Here is a 19511-nt window from a genome sequence, read left to right on the forward strand (position 1 = left end):
GGCGGTAGCCTCGCCGACATGCATGCGATCACGATTCCGGAACCCGGCGGGCCCGAGGCGCTGGTCTGGGCCGAGGTGCCCGACCCCGTCCCCGCCGAGGGCGAGGTACTCGTCGAGGTGGTGGCGAGCGCCGTCAACCGTGCCGATCTGCTCCAGCGGCAGGGCTTCTACGACCCGCCGCCGGGCAGCTCCCCCTATCCCGGCCTCGAGTGCTCGGGCCGGATCACCGGGCTCGGCCCGGGCGTCTCGGGCTGGTCCGTCGGCGACGAGGTGTGTGCGCTGCTCGTCGGCGGCGGTTACGCGGAGAAGGTGGCCGTCCCCGTGGGCCAGTTGCTGCCCCGTCCGGAGGGCGTGGACCTGGTGACGGCGGCGGCGCTGCCCGAGGTGGCCTGCACGGTCTGGTCGAACGTCTTCATGCTGGCGCATCTGCGGCCCGGCGAGACGCTTCTCGTGCACGGCGGTTCCAGCGGCATCGGCACCATGGCGATCCAGCTGGCCAAGGCGGTCGGCGCCCGGGTCGCGGTGACCGCCGGCAGCGCCGAGAAGCTGGCCCGCTGCGCCGAGTTGGGCGCGGACATCCTCATCGACTACCGCGAGCAGGACTTCGTCGAGGAGCTCCACAAGGCGACGGACGGAGCCGGGGCCGACGTCATCCTCGACATCGTCGGCGCGAAGTACCTGGACCGGAACATCAAGGCCCTCGCCGTCAACGGCCGCCTGGTCGTCATCGGCCTCCAGGGCGGTGTGAAGGGCGAGTTGAATCTGGGCGCCCTGATGGCCAAGCGCGCCGCCGTGCTGGCGACGACGCTGCGGTCCCGTCCGCTGAACGAGAAGGCGGCCGTGGTCGCCGCCGTCCGCGAGCACGTCTGGCCGCTGATCGGCGCGGGCCGGGTCACCCCGGTCGTCGACCGCACCGTGCCGCTGACGGACGCCGCCGAGGGCCACCGCGCCGTCGAGGCGAGCGGCCACGTCGGCAAGGTGCTCCTCCTCGCGCCGTAACGCTGACCCCGAGGCGCTGGCTTCGGGACGTCCCTTTCCGAAGCCCGCCCCGAGGCGCTGCCCCGCAGCACCGTACCGACGCGAAAAGGCCCGGTGCCCGCGGCTTCCGCCGCCGGCACCGGGCCTTTCTGACTGCCCGACAGGCCCGTAGGCGCGGGGCCTACAGGTACGGCCCCGAGCCGACCGCGCGGCCCCGGCCCGGGCCGGGGCCGTGATCGTCGTCGTCGTCGTGTCCGGCGCCCGGCGGCAGCGCCCGGCGCATCTGCTCCAACTGGGCGCGGGCCGCCATCTGCTGGGCGAACAGCGCCGTCTGGATGCCGTGGAAAAGGCCTTCGAGCCAGCCCACCAACTGGGCCTGCGCGATGCGCAGTTCCGCCTCGGAGGGAATCGCCTCGTCGGTGAACGGCAGCGAGAGCCGCTCCAGTTCCTCCACCAGCTCCGGGGCGAGCCCGTCCTCCAGCTCCTTCACCGAGCTGGCGTGGATCTCCTTGAGCCGAACGCGGCTGGCCTCGTCCAGAGGTGCCGCCCTGACCTCCTCCAACAGCTGCTTGATCATGCTGCCGATGCGCATGACCTTCGCAGGCTGCTCGACCATTTCCGTCACCGGGACCTCGCGGGATTCGTCGTCACCCTGAGCGCCGCCGAGTGCCATCCCGTCCTGGCCCACGATGAGGACCTGGGGGCTCTCCTGCGACCTTTCATTCCTCGGCATCTCCATGCCGCCATTCTCTCGCACATACGCCTCATCACACGGTGTGCCCCTGGAGGAGGGTGATCCACCCTCCTCCAGGGAAGTGCTCAGTGCGCGGCGCGGCGGGCCAGCGCCCCGCGGGAGCGGGTCACCAGGGCCGCGAGGAGGGCGGCGCCGAGCGGGACGGCCACGAGCAGGGCGGCGAGCGTCGCCCAGGGGACGACGATCGGTACGACCGGCGGTTCGACCATGCCGCCCCAGCCCTCGTCGACGCTCTGCCGGTAGAAGCGCAGCTGTTCGCGCTCCTCGGTGAGCCGCAGGGCGACGGCGGGCAGGACGCCCGCGGCGGAGCCGAGGACCACGCCCATCGCCGCGACGACGCCGCACTGGAAGCCGCTGAGGGTGCGGCGCACCCGCGGCGGCGCGCCGACGGCGGAGAGCGTCTTGAGGTCGGCCTCGGCGTCGGCCTGGGCGAGACCGGTGGCGATACCGGCCGCGCCGATGGTGACCAGGCCGGCGAAGACGGTCAGCGCCAGCAGCACGATGTTGTAGGTGCTGACGTAGCCCTCTTCCAGGGTGAGCTCGACGGTGCTGCCGAGCTTGGCGATCTCGCCGTCGAGCTTCTGCCGCTGCTCGCTGCTCGGCAGGTGGTCGGTGCGGAAGTACGCGCCCAGCGGGACGGTCGTCAGTCCGGCGGCCCGGGCGGCGGCGGGGCTGAGCATGCTCTGCACGCCGTACGAGGGCGGGTTGCCGGGCACCTGGTAGGCGGGGAAGGCCTTGATCTCACCGGGGAGCGGCTTGTGCTGCTCGGCGGCGCGGTCGTAGGCGTCCGTGTCGGTGATCAGCCGGATGCCGACCTTGCCGTTCTTGTCGACCTGCGGCTTGGAGAAGCTGACGATCTTGCCGTCGGCCAGGGCCTTGGCGGCGCCCGGGTCGGTGATGCCGAGGATCTTCAGGGCCTCGGCGTCGGCGACGACCAGGCCGCCCTCGACGTACACACCGTCGCCCGCGGAGGACTGGCAGCGCCAGTCGTCCTGCTGGAGCTTGCGCCGCTGCTCCTTGGTGAACCTCTCCGAGGGATCGGAGCCGTCCGGCGTGGAGGCCCACAGCGGGCACTCGTTCGCCTTGGGGATGACGATCTCGAAGCGGCCGCAGCCCGGTGCGCCGCCCCAGGGGTCGCAGCCCGGCTTGCCGACGGCGACGCGGGAGATGTCGGCGCGCAGGTCGACGGGATAGGTGCGGGCGACGGCGTCGCGGACGGCCGGGGCGTCCCGCCCGCCCTCCTCGGTGACGAGGACGGCGACGGCGCCGTGCGGCAGCTTCGGCTGGTAGGAGGCCAGGTTCTGGGCGTCGCGGCTGGCGGTGTACGTGGAGACGGCGACGGTGCCGGCGACGGCGGCCAGGACGGCGGCGACGGCGGGCGCCGTGCGGCCCCGGTTGCGCACCGCGTCGCGCAGGGCGAGGCGCGGCGAGAGCGGCAGCCAGCGGCCGCTGCGGCCGAACAGGCCGACCAGGGCCGGCGTCATGGCGACCACGCCCAGTTCGGCGATCGCGGAGCCGCCCGCGACGATGACGAACTGGTCGGAGAAGACCGAGCCGTACAGGGCGATCGCGGCGCCGACGACGACGGCGCCGAGGCCGACCAGCGGCAGGACGCGGCTGCTGCGGCGCACACCGCGGCGGCCGGTGAGGGACGCGAGGACCGTCTGGCGGGAGGCGGTGACGGCCGGGACGATCGCGGAGAGCAGGCCGGTGAGGACGGCGAGCGCGGCGATCCCGAGCAGTTCCAGCGGCCGGATGGTGAAGCCGCCGAACCGCTGCCCCAGGTACTCCTCCAGGAGCGGCCGGAGCGCGAAGGTCAGGATCAGGGCGAGGACCGTGCCGACGACGGCCGCGGCGACACCGATGACGAGACCGCCGCTGAGCACGATGGCCCGGATGTGGCTGCGGGCACCGCCGTTGGCGCCGACCAGGCCGAGCTGGCGCCGCGAGCGGCGGGCGCCGACGGCGAACGCGGGCCCGGCGAGCAGGCAGATCTCGAGCATCGCGAGACCCACCACGGTGCCCGCGGCGGCGAGCGCGGCGGCCTCGGCGGCCCCGCTGCTCGCGTAGTCGCGGTAGCCCTCCCGCTGGAAGAGCGGCACCTCGGAGTCGGCGGGCGGGTTCAGGATCACGGCGCGCGAGGTGACCAGCACGCCCTTGGCGTTGATCTGCTGGACGGTGTTCCACGTGAAACCACCGGTCTTCTTCACGAGGTACGTGACGGAGACGTCGGGCTTCTGGCTGCCGGCCTTCTCGACGGCCTTGCCGTAGGGCGCGAGGAAGGCGCCGGGCAGGGCGTTGACCTGCTGGGTCTTGAGGTCGCTGGGCAGTTCGTAGGCGCCGGTGATCCGGTACTCGCGGTCGAAGCCGCGCGCGGTGAGGGTCGAGCCGACGGTCAGCCCGCTGTCCTCCAGGAAGCGCGTGGTCGCGGCTATCTCGTCGTTCTTCTCCGGGAAGCGGCCTTCGCGCAGCCGCATGATGCCCCGGGCGACCGGGTCGTCGGCCTTCAGTTCGCGGACCTCGGTCTGGAGCAGCCCGTGCGTGGTGGTCAGCTTGGCGCTGCCCCTGCTGTCGGTGAGGACCGTCGAGCCGGCCGGGACGGCCTTGGCGACGTCGGTCGGGCCGCTGGGCCAGGGCTTGTTGGACTTCTCGTAGTCCTCGGCCGGGGCGTTCTGCTCGCCCTGGGGATCCTGGAGGATCGGCACACCGGAGACCTGGGCGTCGGTCAGGCGGGCGTCGGCGGCGCCGATGGACCGCTCCAGCTGCTGCTCGGTGGTGAGTTCGGAGCTGCGTATCGTCAGCTCGAAGGCGCTCACGCCGAGGATCGGCAGCGCGATCATGGCGAGGACGAGGAAGCTGCGGCCCTTGGAGCGCCAGGCGTCACGGCGGGCGATGCGGACCGCGGCCCGCCAGGAGTGGAACCAGGTCGTCACTGCTGGGCCGCCCGGCCGGTCAGGAGCGAGTCGGCGTCGCTGCGTACGGTCTGGTCGACGACGGAGCCGTCCCGCAGGAACACCACGCGGTCGGCCCAGGCGGCGAACCGGGGCTCGTGGGTGACCAGGATGCCGGCGGCGCCGGCGTCGCAGCGGGAGCGCAGCAGGGCGAGCACGGACTCGCCGGTCTCGGAGTCGAGGGCGCCGGTGGGCTCGTCGGCGAGGACGAGCCGGCGGTCGCCGACGAGGGCGCGGGCGATGGCCACGCGCTGCTGCTGGCCGCCGGACATCTCGTCGGGGAAGCGGTCGGCGAGGTGGCCGAGGTCCATCTCGGTGAGCGCGGCGAGGGCTTCGACCCGGGCCTTGCGGGCGGAGACGCCGTCCAGTTCGCGGGGCAGGGCCACGTTCTCGGCGGCGGTGAGGGCCGGGATGAGGTTGTAGTCCTGGAAGACGTAGCCGATGCTGCGGCGGCGCAGCGCGGCCAGCTCCTTGGCGCTCACGGCGGTGATGTCGGTGCCCTCGACGACGACCCGGCCGGAGGTGGGGGTGTCGAGGCCGCCGGCGATGGTGAGCAGCGTCGACTTGCCGGAGCCGGACGGGCCCATGACGGCGACGAGTTCACCGGGATGGACGTCGAGGTCGACGCCGCGCAGGGCGTGCACCTCGGTGGCGCCCGCGCCGTGGACGCGGGTCAGGTTCTGCAGACGCAGCACGGGCTGCTGCTGTGTGGACATGAATCCCCCTCGGGCGTACGCGGGAACGGCGCTGTGCGGTGCGGCCGTCGGTGGTGCCGCGCGTACGGGTCTGGGCCTGGGTCGTGATCAGGGACGGTGGACGGGTCTGTCGGTGGTGCGGGCCGGCTCCGGGTGTTCCGGGCCGGCCGGTGGTGCGGGCCGGCTCCCGGTCTTCCGGGCCGGCCGGTGGTTCTGTTCGCTGGACCTGGTCGGTGGTTCTGTCGGTCAGCGGCGCGGCCGGGCTGCGGCGCCGGCGGCGGGAGCCGCGGCCGGGGCGCTCCCGGAGCCGCTCCCGGCCCCGGCCGCCGTCGGCGGCTGCGGAGCCGTGCCGGTCGCCGCCTGTGCCGTCGCCTCCGTGGCGGCGGTCGCGGAGAGGCGGATCAGCCGGGCCTCGCAGTGGTCGAGCCAGCGCGCCTCGGCCTCGGTCTGGAAGATCAGCTGCTCCAGGACGAGCAGCCAGGCGACGTCGTCGCGCTCCCGCGCCCCGTTCTTCTCGACGGCGGTGATCGCCTGCGCCTTGAGCCGGGTGTAGTCCTGCATGGCCTGCACCGTGTGCCGGCGCTGGGACTGGATGACGTCGCGGATGTCGACGCCGGACGCCCCGACCGCCATCGCCAGCTTGATGGCCAGCTCGTCACGGGCCGGACTGGTGCGGTCGACCGGGTTCTCGAACCAGCTGCGCAGCTCGGCGCGACCGGTGTCGGTGATCGCGTAGAGCGCGTGGCCGCCCTCGTCCTCGCCGTCCTGGACGATCATGCCGTCGCGTTCGAGGCGGCTGAGGGTCGTGTAGACCTGGCCCACGTTGAGCGGCCAGGTGGAGCCGGTGCGGGACTCGAACTCCGTACGGAGCTGCGAGCCGTAGCGCGGGCCGCGTTCGAGGAGGGCGAGAAGCCCGTGGCGGATGGACATACCGAGTATGTATACCGAGTAAGTCGGGCGGGACAAGCGCCCTGCGACGGACCCCGGAGGTCCGACTCAAGGAGGACCCGGGCGCTCGGGAAGCGGTCAGCGGCGCCGCATCCGCAGGCCGAGGAACCCGATGCCGAGACCCACCAGGGCGAGCCCCACGCCCAGGGTCAGGACGGGAATCCGCCGGTCGGACAGGGTGGTCGCGGTCTCGGCGCCGATCCCCGGCGCGGCCGCGGGAAGGTCGGCGGGCGGGCGCTCGGCGTCCGTGGCGTCCGTCCCGGGTACGACGCCGGCCGTGTCGTCCGGGTCGCCCTCCGGCTCGTCCTCTGTTGCCGTTTTGGTACGAGCGGGCGCCGCCGGGTCCGCGTCGGCGGGCGGCACGGAGGTGTCGGCGGGCCGTCCGGGCCGCGCCCTGCCCTCGCCCGCAGGGCGTCCGGCGAGCGAGGCGGAGCGGCTGGGCGCCGGCGGCTCTGACGGCTCGCCCGGCCGCGAGGGCCCGCCCCCGGTGCCCCCGCCGTCCGGCTCGTCCGGGTCGGACGGGTCGTCGCGGTCGGACGGGTCGTCACGGTCGGAGGGGTCGGAGGGGTCGGAGGGGCCTGACGGGTGGGAGGGCCGGGCCGGCGTCGACGGCCGGCCGGGACCGGCGGCGGAGCCGCTCGGCGCGGGCGCGGGCGAGACGGTCGCGGACGGCGAGGACGAGCGGGAGGCGCCGGCCGGTGCCGTGGGCGACATCGCGAGCCGCGGGAGCGGTGAGGGAGCCGCCGCGGACGGGCTGCCCGTGGCGGCGGGCGGCGCCGGCGCTCCGTACGCCACGGCGCCCGGCGTTCCTCCCCAGCCGGCCCATCCGAGGTATCCGGCCGCCCCCATGTACAGCAAGGCCAGCAGCCGGCAGCCGAGGGCGGGCGCGCACGCCCGCGCACGAGGACCTGGTCCTGGAGTCACGGGGTGACCCCCTCCCGTACCGAGCCGCCGAATCGTTCGACTCAGCGTCACATGACGGGACAATCCCGGCATCCCGGACGGGTCCGGCCGAGGGCCCCGCCCGTGAGCGCGAGCCCCGGCCCGCCTGGACGGACCCTGTAGGCCCCCTTGGGACCTCTATAGGACCCCTACGGACCCCTATAGACCCTTGTAGACCTCTACGGATCGCTACTGCGCCGGGTTGCCGGTCGAGACCTCGAGGTTGAACTCGGCGTCGTCCTTGGCGATCTCCGTGCCCTGGCGCGGGTACTGGGTGATGACCGTGCCCTGGCCGTAGGTGACCTCGTCGACCGACGTCTCGCCCTTGATCTTCCAGCCCGCGGCCCGGATGCAGTCCTTCACGGACTGGATGTTCTTGTACGTGAAGTCCGGCACCTCGAACTTGTCCGGGTCGTCGCTCGACTCGCGCGGCTCCGTGCACTTCTTGGAGTCGATGGTCTTGGTGAGGTCCGGGCCCTTGTGGCCGGGCACGGCGCTCGTGCTCTGGCTCGGGTCGTCGCCGCCGGCCCGGTCGTCGCCTCCGTCGCGGTTCATCAGCGAGATGCCCGTGATCACACCGGCCACGAGCAGCAGGGCCACGGCGCCGATGGCGATCTTGTTCCGGTTCGACTGGGCGCCGCCGCCCGCGACGGCCGGCGCGCTCTGGTGCGGCATCGTGTAAGGACCGGGCACGGGCGCCGGCGTCTGGTAGACGGGCGCCGGGGCCGGCGTCGGGTGCTGCGGGTAGCCGTAGGAGGGCGCGGGCGTCGGGGCCGGCGTCGGAACGCCGTACGGGCCGGGCTGCGGCGTCGGCTGGTAAGGCGTCTGGACGCCGTGCGTGGCCGGCGGCGGGGTCTGCCCGACCGGCGGGAAGACGGCCGAGCCGACACCGGAGCCGCTCTGCACCGGGCCGCCCGCGACGATCACCGGCGCGCCGGTCTGGCCGGCGGCCAGGACCCGCAGGCACTCGTCGCGCATGACGGCGGCGCTGGGGAAGCGCTCGTTCGGGTTCTTCTTCAGGGCGCGGGCGACCAGCGCGTCCATGGCCGGCGTCACCGAGCGGTTGACCGAGGAGGGCGCGACGGGCTCCTCCTGGACGTGCGCGTAGGCGATGGCGAGCGGCGAGTCGGCGTCGAACGGCAGACGGCCCGTCAGCAGCTGGAAGAGCATGATGCCGACCGAGTAGAGGTCGGAGCGGGCGTCCACGGCGCGGCCCAGGGCCTGCTCGGGCGACAGGTACTGCGGGGTGCCGACGACCATGCCGGTCTGGGTCATCGAGGTGACCCCGGACTGCATGGCGCGCGCGATGCCGAAGTCCATGACCTTGACCACGCCGCGCTTGGTCATCATCACGTTGCCGGGCTTGATGTCGCGGTGGACCAGGCCCATCTCGTGGCTGACCTCGAGCGCGGCGAGCACGTCCGCCGTCACCTTCAGCGCCTTGTCGGCCGGCATCGCGCCGTAGGCCTGGATGTCCGCGCCGAGGACCGAGCCGAGCGGCTGGCCCTCCACGTACTCCATGACGATGTACGGCATGACGGCGCCGTCGAGGGTGTCCTCGCCGGTGTCGAAGACCGAGACGATGTTGGTGTGCGACAGCTTCGCCACGGCCTGCGCCTCGCGCCGGAACCGTTCGCGGAAGGACTGTTCGCGGCCCAGCTCGGTGTGCAGCGTCTTGATGGCGACCTGGCGGTCGAGCGCGCTGTCGTACGCCAGGTACACCGACGCCATGCCGCCCTCGCCGAGCAGGTCGCGCAGCTGGTACCGGCCGCCCGCGACCGAACCGCCCGCATAGCGGCCCTGTGCGCCGTCCTGGCTCATTTGTGCTTCCCCCATACGCGCGCGTGGCGGCGCTGATCCGGAATTTCCTGGCCAAGTCTGCCCGAGGGCAGTGACACGTCAAGCCGGGCACCGGTTCGGTGCCCGTTCCGTGACCCTCCGCACGGAAAGTGTTCCGTGAGCGTGACCGGAACGGCACGGAATTTGCACAGGCGTACGTCAGGGGAGTGGCACGACCGGTCCGTCGCGCCCGCATCGCGGACCGGGATGTCGTACGGAGCCTGTAGCGTGACGACTGGAGACGGCACGAGAGACGACGGCGAGGACTGATGGCACCCGAATCCGGAGCAGGTGGCGGTGTGCCGGACGCGTCCGCCGAGTCCTGGGGCGTCGGCGGGGTCGTCGGTGACGGTCGTTACCGGCTGACCCATCGTCTGGGCCGCGGCGGCATGGCCGAGGTGTTCGCGGCCGAGGACGTGCGCCTGGGGCGCACCGTCGCGGTGAAGCTGCTGCGCGCCGATCTCGCCGAGGACCCGGTCTCCAAGGCCCGTTTCACGCGCGAGGCGCAGTCCGTCGCGGGCCTCAACCACCACGCGATCGTGGCCGTCTACGACTCGGGCGAGGACGTGGTCGGCGACCAGTCCGTGCCGTACATCGTGATGGAGCTGGTCGAGGGCCGCACCATCCGCGACCTGCTGATCAGTGCCGAGGCGCCCGGGCCCGAGCAGGCGCTCATCATCGTCTCCGGCGTCCTGGAGGCGCTCGCCTACTCCCACCAGCACGGCATCGTGCACCGGGACATCAAGCCGGCCAACGTGATCATCACCCACGGCGGCGCGGTCAAGGTGATGGACTTCGGCATCGCGCGCGCCCTGCACGGCGCGCAGTCGACGATGACCCAGACCGGCATGGTCATGGGCACGCCGCAGTACCTCTCCCCCGAACAGGCGCTCGGCAAGGCCGTCGACCACCGCTCCGACCTGTACGCGACGGGCTGCCTGCTCTACGAACTGCTCGCGCTGCGGCCCCCGTTCACCGGCGAGACGCCGCTGTCGGTGGTGTACCAGCACGTCCAGGACGCGCCGATCCCGCCGTCCGAGGTCGCCCAGGCGGCGCCGCCGGAGCTCGACGGCCTGGTCATGCGCTCGCTCGCGAAGGACCCGGACGACCGCTTCCAGAGCGCCGAGGAGATGCGCGGCCTGATCCAGTACGGGCTGCAGATGCTCCAGGAGCAGGGCGGCCACACCGGCATGTGGAACACCGGTCCTGTGGAGGTGCACGACGGCTTCCACACGCCGCCCGGCGGCGCCGCCGCCACGGCCGTGCTCGGCCATCCCGTGCACCACGACACCGCGCAGCGCCCGATCCTGCCCGCGATGAACCCCGACGACGGCGGCTTCAGCGGCTACGACGGCGGCCACGGCGGTCCCGGCGGCTACGGGCCGGACGGCGGCAAGTCCGGCGGCCGCGGCAAGCTGCTGCTGTTCGTGGCGCTCGCGCTGGTCGCGATGGTCGCGGGCGTGGTGTACGCGCTCGACAAGGCCGGCGACAAGGGCGGCAACGGCACCGACAAGCAGCCCACGATCTCGAACTCGCCGTCCACGAAGAACGATTCGCCGCCGCCGTCCGACGAGCCGTCGGACGACCCGGAGACGCCGGACACCTCGACCGGCGGCGGCAACGATCAGCCGTGGACGCCGACCAGGCGGCCGACGTACGACCCGACGACCGCGCCGCCGACCACGCCGCCGCCGACCACCGACCCGACGGACTCGTCCGACGGCGGCACGGGCACGGACCAGGGCACCACCGAGGGCGGCACGGAGGGCACGACCGACGGCAACACCTCGACGGGCACCTCGACCGGCACGTCCGCGGGCAACTCCGGTACGTCCAGCGGCAACTCGGGCACCTCGACCGGCACGAACACCGGTACGTCGACGGGCACGACCACCGGCACGTCGGCGGGTAGCAGCACCGGCGTCACGACCGGGACGACCGGCTGAGGCCCGGCGCCTGATCCTCAAGGGCCGGCTCCTAGGGGCCGGCTCCTGGGGGCCGGCTCAGCCCGTGAAGGCGTCGCGCACCGCCTCGTACTCACGGGTCCACCACACCACCAGGGCCGACACCGCGGGAAACTGCGGGTCGGCCCTGCGGTCGTGCCGCTGGTAGCGCCAGCGCAGGGTCCAGAAGTCGTTGAGCCGCTCCCACCACACCCGGTCCACCGCCGCGGCCAGTTCGGCGCCGTCCGCGCCCGCCGCCCGGCGGTAGGCGCGCGCGTAGGCCCGGACCTTGTCCAGGGCCAGTTCGCCGGCCGGCCGTACGAAGAAGATGGCGGCGGCCCGGACCGCCTCCTCCGCGCGCGGGCGGACGCCGAGCCGGTCCCAGTCGACGATGGCCGCCGGTTCGGCGCCCCGGTAGAGCAGGTTGAACGGGTGGAAGTCGCCGTGCACCCAGCCGGTCGCGGCGGCCGCGGGCGGCCGGCGGTGGGCGTGCGCGGCGAGCAGCACCCGGCGTTCGCGCAGCCGGTGTTCGGCGAGCTCGTCGAAGCCGTCGCGGCAGCGGCGGGCGCGGACCAGCCGCAGCAGGTCGTCGATGAGCCGGTAGGTGTCCTCGGGACGGGCGCTCTCGTGGCCGGTGCCGGGCGGTGTGGCGCCCATGACCCGGTCCAGGCAGGTGTGGACGTGCCCGAGGAGGCTGCCGAGGCGCCGGGAGCCGGCGGCGGAGAGCTGGGCGCCGTCGCGGTGGCGGCCGTCGACCCACGGGTGCAGGGCGTAGCAGTGGCCGCCGATGACGGCGACGGTGCGGCCGGCGGCGTCGGGCAGCGGCGGGGCAACGGGCAGGCCGAGGGCGTGCAGGCGCTCGGTGGCCCGGTGCTGGCGGGTGATGGTGTCCCGGTCGGCGGTGCGGGCGTCGAGGTGCTGCTTGAGGAAGTAGGCGCCGCGGGTGGTGGAGAGCCGGTAGCCCCGGTTGAGCAGGCCCTGGGCGACGGGCTGGCAGGAGAGCGGCTCGCCCGCGTCCGTGTAGCGGCGCAGCAGGGCGCCGACGGGTGGGGCGAGGGGCGCGGCGGGGCAGGAGGCCAGGGGTGCAGATGAGCGCGGCACTCCCCAGATGTTAGATCACGCTACGTGGTGGAGACGTCGCTCGAAGGAGTGTGCGCCCGCGGGCCGTTCGGACGCGTGGCCGAAGGTGTGCAGGGTGGCGAACTGGGGCTCGATGCGCAGGTGGACCGGCTCGAAGGGCGCGCCGTCCACGGACCGCGGTGCCGGGCCGAAGGCCGCGAGCTGCTCCTCGGTCGGCTCGACGATCTCCGCGGTGCCGGTGACCTGCACGGACCACAGGAGGTCGGCACCGGAGGCGAGGTTGTCCGCGCCGTAGGCGACGACGCTGCCGTCGCAGGCCCGGTGGTAGCCGAGGCCCCGGTGCAGCCGGATCAGGACGCGGCCGCCGGCCACGACGTGCCGGGCCGGGGCGACGAACGGCATCGCCCGCATGCTCGTGGCCACCCGCCCGTACGGCACGCGGTGCAGCAGCTCGACGGCGCGGATCTCCTCGCAGGACGACATGGTCACCACTCTCCGCCACCGCCGTCGGGCCGGAGAAGGGGCGCCGGGCCCGGCGCACGAGGACGTTGGTCCCGAACCGGGCCGGATTCCCGGGCCCGAGCCGGCGCCGGGGCCGCATTCCCGGGCCCGAGCCGGGCCCGCCGGAACCGGATATGGCCGCCGACCTGCGGAAACGTGCCGGAATTCAGTGGCGCTCGGCCTGCATTCTGGCCACAAAGGCGGCGGCCTGCGAACGGCGCTCCATGCCCAGTTTCGACAGCAGGCTGGAGACGTAGTTCTTGATCGTCTTTTCGGCGAGGTGGAGCCGCTCGCCGATGGCCCGGTTCGTCAGGCCCTCGCCGATCAGGTCGAGGATCCTGCGCTCCTGCTCGGTGAGGTGGGCGAGCCGGTCGTCGCCCTTCGACCCGTTGCCGTCCCGCAGCCGCTCCAGGACCCGGGCGGTGGCCACCGGGTCGAGCAGCGACCTGCCGGCCGCGACGTCCCGGACCGCGCCGAGCAGTTCGTTGCCGCGGATGGCCTTGAGGACATAGCCGGAGGCCCCGGCCATGATCGCGTCGAAGAGGGCCTCGTCGTCCGCGTACGAGGTCAGCATCAGGCACTTGACCGACTCGTCCTGCGAGCGGATCTCCCGGCACACCTCGACGCCGCTGCCGTCCGGGAGCCGGACGTCGAGCACGGCCACGTCCGGCCGGGTGGCGGGGATCCTGACCAGGGCGTCGGCGGCCGTACCGGCCTCGCCGACCACCTCGATGTCCTGCTCCACGGACAGCAGCTCGTGGACGCCGCGCCGGACCACTTCGTGGTCGTCCAGCAGAAATACCCGGATTTTTCCTTCTTCGCGCACGCGGTCAGTCTCACATATTGGCTCTTCCCGCGCCCGGGGTGACCGGGATAACGTGCCGGGTGTTCCGACGAGGGCGTCGGGCCGTTGTCCATGCGCTGACCAGCGACGGGACCCGCTTTCTCGATTTACTTGGAAATCCAAGCAAAATCGCAGGTCAAGCGGGGTTTCGCAGAAATGTTGCGCGGTGGGTAACGTGCCTATGACGGCGCTCGCCGGGGCATCTTTCACGCCCGACCCCGGCCGCGTCGCACCCACCCCGTGCGAAGGGTACGGAGAAGGCGGAGCCGCACTGGCCTTGCCGGCGAACCCGGAGGCCGGACCGACGGAGGAGCACGCACGTGACCGTGGAGAGCACTGCCGCGCGCAAGACGACGCGACGCAGCAGCGGCACCAAGCGCACCACCGGTGCCAGCGCGAAGAAGGCACCGGCGGCGCAGAGCGCCGAGCCCGAGCTCGTTCAGCTGCTGACGCCCGAGGGTGAGCGCGTCCAGCACCCCGAGTACGACATCGACCTGAGCGCGGAGGAGCTGCGCGGTCTCTACCGCGACATGGTCCTCACCCGCCGCTTCGACTCCGAGGCCACCGCCCTGCAGCGGCAGGGCGAGCTGGGCCTGTGGGCCTCGCTGCTCGGCCAGGAGGCCGCCCAGATCGGCTCCGGCCGCGCCCTGCGGGACGACGACTACGTCTTCCCGACCTACCGCGAGCACGGCGTCGCCTGGTGTCGCGGGGTCGACCCGACCAACCTGCTCGGGATGTTCCGTGGTGTGAACAACGGCGGCTGGGACCCCAGCAGCAACAACTTCCACCTGTACACGATCGTCCTCGGCTCGCAGACGCTGCACGCCACCGGCTACGCCATGGGCGTCGCCAAGGACGGCGCGGACTCCGCCGTGCTCGCCTACTTCGGCGACGGCGCCTCCAGCCAGGGCGACGTCAACGAGTCGTTCGTCTTCTCCGCGGTCTACAACGCCCCGGTCGTGTTCTTCTGCCAGAACAACCAGTGGGCCATCTCCGAGCCCATCGAGAAGCAGACCCGCGTCCCGCTCTACCAGCGCGCCCGCGGCTTCGGCTTCCCCGGCGTCCGCGTCGACGGCAACGACGTCCTCGCCTGCCTGGCCGTGACCCGGTCGGCTCTCGAGCGCGCCCGCCGCGGCGAGGGCCCGACGCTGATCGAGGCGTTCACCTACCGCATGGCCGCCCACACCACCTCCGACGACCCGACGCGCTACCGCCGCGACGCGGAGCGCGAGGCGTGGGAGGCCAAGGACCCGATCCTGCGTCTCAAGGCGTACCTGGAGAACGAGGGCCACGCCGACGCCGCCTTCTTCGAGGAGCTGGAGGCCGAGAGCGAGGCGCTCGGCAAGCACGTCCGCGAGGTCGTCCGCGCCATGCCCGTCCCGGAGCACATGGCGATGTTCGACCACACGTACGCGGACGGGCACGCGCTCGTCGACGAGGAGCGCGCGCAGTTCGCCGCCTACCAGGCGTCCTTCGCGAACGGAGAGGCCGAGTAATCATGGCTGTTCAGAAGCTTCCCCTCGCCAAGGCGCTCAACGAGTCGCTGCGCAAGGCCCTGGAGACCGACCCCAAGGTCGTCATCATGGGCCTGGACGTCGGCAAGCTCGGCGGTGTCTTCCGGATCACCGACGGCCTGCAGAAGGACTTCGGCGAGGACCGGGTCGTCGACACCCCGCTCGCCGAGTCCGGCATCGTCGGCACCGCGATCGGCCTCGCGCTGCGCGGCTACCGGCCGGTCGTGGAGATCCAGTTCGACGGCTTCGTCTTCCCGGCGTACGACCAGATCGTCACCCAGCTGGCGAAGATGCGGGCCCGTTCGCTCGGCACGGTCAAGATGCCGGTCGTCATCCGCATCCCGTACGGCGGCGGCATCGGCGCGGTCGAGCACCACTCCGAGTCCCCCGAGTCGCTCTTCGCGCACGTCGCGGGCCTCAAGGTCGTCACCCCGGCGAACTCCTCCGACGCCTACTGGATGCTCCAGCAGGCGATCCAGAGCGACGACCCGGTGATCTTCTTCGAGCCCAAGCGCCGCTACTGGGACAAGGGCGAGGTCGACACCGAGGCCATCCCCGGCGAGCTGCACAAGGCCCGCGTCGCCCGCGAGGGCACGGACCTCACCCTGGTCGCCTACGGCCCGATGGTGAAGACCTGCCTGGAGGTGGCCGCGGCCGCCGCCGAGGAGGGCAAGTCGCTCGAGGTCGTGGACCTGCGCTCGATCTCCCCGCTCGACTTCGACACCATCCAGGCGTCGGTGGAGAAGACCGGCCGTCTGGTCGTGGTGCACGAGGCACCGGTCTTCTTCGGCTCCGGCGCGGAGATCGCCGCCCGCATCACCGAGCGCTGCTTCTACCACCTGGAGGCCCCCGTCCTGCGGGTCGGCGGCTACCACGCGCCGTATCCGCCGGCGCGCCTGGAGGAGGAGTACCTGCCGGGCCTGGACCGCGTGCTCGACGCCGTCGACCGCTCGCTGGCGTTCTGAGGAGAGCACCGTGACGATCCGCGAATTCAAGATGCCCGACGTGGGCGAGGGCCTGACCGAGGCCGAGATCCTCAAGTGGTACGTCCAGCCCGGTGACACCGTCACCGACGGGCAGGTCGTGTGCGAGGTCGAGACGGCGAAGGCGGCCGTCGAGCTGCCGATCCCGTTCGACGGCACGGTCCACGAGCTGGTCTTCCCCGAGGGCACCACGGTCGACGTCGGCCAGGTCATCATCTCGGTGAACGTGGGCGGCGGCGCCGCTCCCGCGGCGCCCGCGGCCCCGGCCCAGGAGCCGGTCGCCGAGCCGGAGCCGGCCGCGCCGGCCGCGCCGGCCGCGCCGGCCGCCCCGGCCGAGGCTGCGGAGCCCGAGGGCCGCCAGCCGGTCCTCGTCGGTTACGGCGTGGCCGCGAGCTCCACCAAGCGCCGGGCCCGCAAGGCGACGCCGGGCACCCCGGCCGCCGCGCCCGCCCCGGCCGTGGCACCCGCCGCACCCGCCCCGGTCCCGGCCGTTCCCGAGCAGCTGAACGGCCACGGTCACGCGACCGGCCGCCCGCTGGCGAAGCCGCCGGTGCGCAAGCTGGCGAAGGACCTCGGCGTGGACCTGGCGGCGGTCACCCCGACCGGCCCGGACGGCGTCATCACCCGTGAGGACGTCCACCGCGCGGCGGCCCCGGCGCCGACCGCTCCGGCCGCGCCCGCGGCTCCGGTCACCGAGGCCCCGGCTCCCGCCCCGGCGGCCGTGCCGGCCCAGGCGCCCGCGGCCGCGTCGGACGCCCGGGAGACCCGTATCCCGATCAAGGGCGTACGGAAGGCCACGGCGGCGGCGATGGTCGGCTCGGCCTTCACCGCGCCGCACGTCACCGAGTTCATCACCTTCGACATCACGCGCACGATGAAGCTGGTCGAGGAGCTCAAGTCCGACAAGGACATGGCGGGCCTGCGGGTCAACCCGCTCCTGCTGATCGCCAAGGCGGTCCTGGTCGCGATCAAGCGCAACCCGGACATCAACGCCGCCTGGGACGAGGCCGCCCAGGAGATCGTGCAGAAGCACTACGTCAACCTGGGCATCGCCGCGGCCACCCCGCGCGGTCTGATCGTGCCGAACATCAAGGACGCGCACGCCCAGACGCTGCCCCAGCTGTCGCAGTCGCTGAGCGAGCTCGTCGCCACCGCCCGCGACGGCAAGACCACCCCGGCGGCCATGCAGGGCGGCACCTTCACCATCACCAACGTGGGCGTCTTCGGCGTCGACACCGGTACGCCGATCATCAACCCGGGTGAGTCCGCGATCCTCGCGGTCGGCGCGATCAGGTTCCAGCCCTGGGTCCACAAGGGCAAGGTGAAGCCCCGCCAGGTCACCACCCTGGCGCTGTCCTTCGACCACCGCCTGGTCGACGGCGAGCTCGGCTCCAAGTTCCTGGCGGACGTCGCCGCGATCCTGGAGCAGCCGAAGCGGCTCATCACCTGGGCGTAACACCCCATGTGACCGTTTCACGTGAAACAGGCCCGTCCGCATCGCGGACGGGCCTGTTTGTTGCACCTGACTTGTATCTAAGCTGTGTGCATGCCATCAGCGCCCTCCCGCCCCGCCGAGCAGCCCACCCGGCAGCCGCCCGCCGCCGACCGCGTCTACATGCACGTCAAGCAGGCGGTCCTCGACCGCCGTTACGAAGGAGGGACCCTCCTCACCGAAGGCGAGCTCGCGCAGGCCGTGGGCGTGTCGCGGACGCCCGTGCGGGAGGCGCTGCTGAAGCTGGAGATGGAGGGGCTGCTCAAGCTGTACCCGAAGAAGGGCGCCCTCGTGCTCGCCGTCTCCGCGCAGGAGATCGCGGACGTGGTCGAGACCCGGCTGCTCGTCGAGGAGTTCGCGGTGCGCCGGGCGGTGCCCGCGCCGGCCGGGCTCGTGGCGCGGCTGGAGGAGCTCCTGGAGGAGCAGAAGCGGCGGGCCGAGGCCGGCGACCTCGCCCAGGTGGCCGTCACCGACCGCTGCTTCCACGCCGAGATCGTCCGGCACGCCGGCAACCAGATCCTGGCGCGGCTCTACGACCAGCTGCGCGACCGGCAGCTGCGGATGGGCGTCGCCGTGATGCAGTCCCAGCCCGACCGGATCGCCAAGAACATCACCGAGCACGCCGAGATCCTGCGGCGGATCAAGGCCGGTGACGTCGAGGGCGCCGCGCACTGCGTGCGCCAGCACCTCAGCTGGGTCAAGGTCCTGGTGCGGGGTGAGGAGCGATGAGCCGGGACGGACGCGGCCCGGCCGTCAGCCTGCCCGGCGACCCGCCCGGCGGCCGGCGCGCCGCCCTCGTCTGGGGCGTCGGCGTCGCCGTCTACTTCGTGGCCGTCATCTTCCGCACGTCGCTCGGCGTCGCCGGACTCGACGCCGCCGACCGCTTCGACGTCAACGCCTCCGCCCTCTCCACCTTCTCTATCCTCCAGCTGCTGGTCTACGCGGGCATGCAGATACCCGTCGGCCTCATGGTCGACCGGCTCGGCACCAAGAAGGTGCTGACCATCGGCGTCCTGCTGTTCACCCTCGGCCAGCTGGGCTTCGCCCTCGCGCCCTCGTACGGCACGGCGCTCGCCGCCCGCGCCCTGCTCGGCTGCGGCGACGCGATGACCTTCATCAGCGTGCTGCGGCTCGGCAGCCGCTGGTTCCCGGCCCGCCGCGGACCGCTGGTCGCCCAGGTCGCCGCGCTCTTCGGCATGGCCGGCAACCTCGTCTCCACGATCTTCCTCTCCCGCGCCCTGCACGGCATGGGCTGGACGCCCACCTTCGTCGGCAGTTCGCTCGCGGGCGTGGTGGTCCTCGTCCTGCTGCTGCTGTTCCTGCGCGACCACCCGGAGGGCTACGAGCCCGCGCCCGCCCCGCACGCCGGCGCCGCGTTCGTCCGCCGGCAGATCGCCGAGTCCTGGCGGGAGCCCGGCACCCGGCTCGGCATGTGGGTGCACTTCACCACCCAGTTCCCGGCCATGGTGTTCCTGCTGCTGTGGGGCCTGCCGTTCCTGGTGGAGGACCAGGGCCTGGACCGCGGCACCGCGGGCGAGCTGCTGACCCTCGTGGTGCTCTCCAACATGGCCGTCGGCCTCGCCTACGGGCAGATCATCGCCCGCCACCACGCGGCCCGCGCGCCGCTCGCGCTCGGCACGGTCGCCGCCACCGCCCTGCTGTGGGGCGCCACCCTCGCCTACCCGGCCGACCGGGCCCCGATGTGGCTGCTCGTCACGCTGTGCACGGTCCTCGGCGCCTGCGGACCCGCCTCGATGATCGGCTTCGACTTCGCCCGGCCCGCCAACCCGCCGGAACGGCAGGGCACCGCCTCGGGCATCGTCAACATGGGCGGCTTCGTGGCCTCGATGACGACGCTCTTCGCGGTCGGCGTGCTTCTCGACGCGACCGGCGACGACTACCGGGTCGCGTTCTCGTCCGTGTTCGTCCTCCAGGCCCTCGGCGTGGTGCAGATCCTGCGCCTGAAGGCCCGCTCCGCCCGCCGGGAGCGGGAACGCCTCGTCGCGAGCCGCGTCGAGGCCGTGCACGTACCGGTCTGAGCCGGGGC

Annotated in this window: 16 protein-coding genes; 7 read left to right on the forward strand and 9 right to left on the reverse strand. The window is 73.0% G+C overall.

The window, feature by feature from the left end; genetic code table 11:
• Positions 1-18 precede the first annotated feature (18 nt).
• Positions 19-999: an NAD(P)H-quinone oxidoreductase gene (locus ACIGO8_RS14585; RefSeq protein WP_399729194.1), complete on the forward strand. Its 981-nt coding sequence runs from the start codon at positions 19-21 to the stop codon at positions 997-999.
• 160 nt (positions 1000-1159) lie between these two features.
• On the opposite strand, the gene ACIGO8_RS14590 is transcribed toward ACIGO8_RS14585, so the two are convergent.
• The 6 genes from ACIGO8_RS14590 to ACIGO8_RS14615 all read right to left on the reverse strand — a co-directional run bounded on the left by ACIGO8_RS14590 (position 1160) and on the right by ACIGO8_RS14615 (position 9089).
• The gene (locus ACIGO8_RS14590) at positions 1160-1717 is read right to left on the reverse strand and encodes a bacterial proteasome activator family protein (RefSeq protein WP_399729196.1); all 558 of its coding nucleotides are present in this window, start codon (positions 1715-1717) and stop codon (positions 1160-1162) included.
• Between the two features lie 80 nt (positions 1718-1797).
• The gene (locus tag ACIGO8_RS14595) at positions 1798-4665 is read right to left on the reverse strand and encodes an FtsX-like permease family protein (RefSeq protein ID WP_399729199.1); all 2868 of its coding nucleotides are present in this window, start codon (positions 4663-4665) and stop codon (positions 1798-1800) included.
• Positions 4662-5399 carry an ABC transporter ATP-binding protein gene (locus tag ACIGO8_RS14600; protein ID WP_399729202.1) on the reverse strand — a complete coding sequence of 246 codons (738 nt, stop codon included), beginning with the start codon at positions 5397-5399 and terminating at the stop codon, positions 4662-4664. The genes ACIGO8_RS14595 and ACIGO8_RS14600 overlap by 4 nt, the downstream gene beginning before the upstream one ends.
• Positions 5400-5624: 225 nt before the next feature.
• Positions 5625-6308: a PadR family transcriptional regulator gene (locus tag ACIGO8_RS14605; protein WP_399729204.1), complete on the reverse strand. Its 684-nt coding sequence runs from the start codon at positions 6306-6308 to the stop codon at positions 5625-5627.
• A gap of 96 nt (positions 6309-6404) precedes the next feature.
• Positions 6405-7121 (reverse strand): hypothetical protein, encoded by a 717-nt coding sequence (locus ACIGO8_RS14610; protein WP_399729206.1) that lies wholly within the window; start codon positions 7119-7121, stop codon positions 6405-6407.
• A 336-nt stretch (positions 7122-7457) separates the two neighbouring features.
• The gene (locus ACIGO8_RS14615) at positions 7458-9089 is read right to left on the reverse strand and encodes a protein kinase (protein WP_399729209.1); all 1632 of its coding nucleotides are present in this window, start codon (positions 9087-9089) and stop codon (positions 7458-7460) included.
• A gap of 287 nt (positions 9090-9376) precedes the next feature.
• Here ACIGO8_RS14615 and ACIGO8_RS14620 point away from each other — a divergent pair, with 287 nt between their 5' ends.
• On the forward strand, positions 9377-11053 hold the full coding sequence (locus ACIGO8_RS14620) for a protein kinase (RefSeq protein WP_399729212.1): 1677 nt from the start codon (positions 9377-9379) through the stop codon (positions 11051-11053).
• Between the two features lie 57 nt (positions 11054-11110).
• On the opposite strand, the gene ACIGO8_RS14625 is transcribed toward ACIGO8_RS14620, so the two are convergent.
• The 3 genes from ACIGO8_RS14625 to ACIGO8_RS14635 form a co-directional block, all read right to left on the reverse strand.
• On the reverse strand, positions 11111-12151 hold the full coding sequence (locus ACIGO8_RS14625; RefSeq protein ID WP_399729215.1) for a phosphotransferase: 1041 nt from the start codon (positions 12149-12151) through the stop codon (positions 11111-11113).
• A 15-nt stretch (positions 12152-12166) separates the two neighbouring features.
• Positions 12167-12613 (reverse strand): pyridoxamine 5'-phosphate oxidase family protein, encoded by a 447-nt coding sequence (locus ACIGO8_RS14630; RefSeq protein ID WP_399729218.1) that lies wholly within the window; start codon positions 12611-12613, stop codon positions 12167-12169.
• 184 nt (positions 12614-12797) lie between these two features.
• Complete coding sequence (locus ACIGO8_RS14635; RefSeq protein ID WP_399729220.1) at positions 12798-13457, reverse strand: response regulator; 660 nt, start codon at positions 13455-13457, stop codon at positions 12798-12800.
• 338 nt (positions 13458-13795) lie between these two features.
• On the opposite strand from ACIGO8_RS14635, the gene pdhA reads away from it, so the two are divergent.
• From pdhA to ACIGO8_RS14660, 5 genes are all read left to right on the forward strand, one after another.
• Positions 13796-14971 carry a pyruvate dehydrogenase (acetyl-transferring) E1 component subunit alpha gene (pdhA, locus tag ACIGO8_RS14640; protein ID WP_399729223.1) on the forward strand — a complete coding sequence of 392 codons (1176 nt, stop codon included), beginning with the start codon at positions 13796-13798 and terminating at the stop codon, positions 14969-14971.
• 2 nt (positions 14972-14973) lie between these two features.
• On the forward strand, positions 14974-15954 hold the full coding sequence (locus ACIGO8_RS14645; RefSeq protein WP_399729225.1) for an alpha-ketoacid dehydrogenase subunit beta: 981 nt from the start codon (positions 14974-14976) through the stop codon (positions 15952-15954).
• Between the two features lie 31 nt (positions 15955-15985).
• Positions 15986-17428: a dihydrolipoamide acetyltransferase family protein gene (locus tag ACIGO8_RS14650; protein WP_399730061.1), complete on the forward strand. Its 1443-nt coding sequence runs from the start codon at positions 15986-15988 to the stop codon at positions 17426-17428.
• A 90-nt stretch (positions 17429-17518) separates the two neighbouring features.
• On the forward strand, positions 17519-18193 hold the full coding sequence (locus tag ACIGO8_RS14655) for a GntR family transcriptional regulator (RefSeq protein ID WP_399729228.1): 675 nt from the start codon (positions 17519-17521) through the stop codon (positions 18191-18193).
• The gene (locus ACIGO8_RS14660; RefSeq protein WP_399729231.1) at positions 18190-19503 is read left to right on the forward strand and encodes a nitrate/nitrite transporter; all 1314 of its coding nucleotides are present in this window, start codon (positions 18190-18192) and stop codon (positions 19501-19503) included. The genes ACIGO8_RS14655 and ACIGO8_RS14660 overlap by 4 nt, the downstream gene beginning before the upstream one ends.
• Positions 19504-19511: the final 8 nt, after the last annotated feature.

Origin of the sequence: Streptomyces sp. NPDC053493 (assembly GCF_044544825.1) — a bacterium.
Classification (GTDB): Bacteria; Actinomycetota; Actinomycetes; order Streptomycetales; family Streptomycetaceae; genus Streptomyces.